Raw genomic sequence first — 871 nt, forward strand, 5'->3', positions numbered from 1 at the left:
GCGGGTGACGCAGACGCTGCGCCGCAGGCTGTGTCCGAGCAATCCGCGCCAGGCCGAGCCGCTATAGGTCGGCAGGCGGATCGGCTCCTGGGCTTGGAAGTGGAAACAGAGGCGCTCAAGGCGCAGCGTTGGGAAGGCGGGGGCGGTCGGTGCCGGTTGGGTGGCGGCGGAACAGGCAGCAGCAGACATGATTCGACCCTGAAACAAGCGGTACGCAGGGCTGCAGGGTACCGATTCCCAGGCCAGGGTGGACAGCGGCAAGGTTGCCAGCCTGGCAGCACACCGATCACGATGCAGTCATCGCGACGCTGGAGCGTCGCCCATCACAGGAGAACACCCTCATGACAGCAACGACAAACCAGCGTTGGCATTTGAGCCATCAAATGCTGGGCCGCACGAGCCTTGCACTCGTGCTGCTGAACGCACCGCTCGCCGCAACGGCGGAGGATAAGGATCAACAGCCGATCCCGAAGGTGGGCAATTGCCCAGTCGGTTATCGCACCAGTGGCCACTACTGCATTCCGCTGGACAACACCGACAAGGAGGTCGTCATCAAGCTGGAGTCTTGTCCAGTGGGTTACCGTACCAGCGGGAATTACTGCATCAAGTTGGATTAGCCGCTGGTTGGCCGCTCACCCCAGTCGCTGACGTAGCGAGCGGTGGGTGCAACCCGCGAGCAGCAGCGGGAAGAGCGCCAGAACGGCCATATGAGAAGGTTTGACGTTCAGTGTCATCCGCCGTGTCGACAACGGCCGCTCAACCCCGCTCAAACAAACAGATCGATCACCGTTCCGAGCGTCTCATCGGCCGCCTTGACGACCTGGGCGGAGGCCTCTGTCTGCCGCTGGCCGACACGCTGGCTCACCAGTTC

General features: G+C 62.9%; 2 protein-coding genes and 1 pseudogene. 1 reads left to right on the plus strand and 2 read right to left on the minus strand.

Annotated elements, in window-relative coordinates:
- Positions 1-189: pseudogene (locus VBE63_RS30505) on the minus strand (hypothetical protein); the annotation flags it as partial.
- Positions 190-341: 152 nt separating this feature from the next.
- Between VBE63_RS30505 and VBE63_RS30510 the strand changes: the two are divergent.
- Positions 342-617, plus strand: a complete 276-nt coding sequence (locus VBE63_RS30510; protein WP_323686703.1) for a hypothetical protein — start codon at positions 342-344, stop codon at positions 615-617.
- 149 nt (positions 618-766) lie between these two features.
- On the opposite strand, the gene VBE63_RS31730 is transcribed toward VBE63_RS30510, so the two are convergent.
- Positions 767-865 carry a flagellar basal body rod C-terminal domain-containing protein gene (locus tag VBE63_RS31730; protein WP_416274756.1) on the minus strand — a complete coding sequence of 33 codons (99 nt, stop codon included), beginning with the start codon at positions 863-865 and terminating at the stop codon, positions 767-769.
- Positions 866-871 lie beyond the last annotated feature (6 nt).

It is taken from the genome of Lamprobacter sp., from assembly GCF_034860625.1.
Lineage (GTDB): Bacteria > Pseudomonadota > Gammaproteobacteria > Chromatiales > Chromatiaceae > Lamprobacter.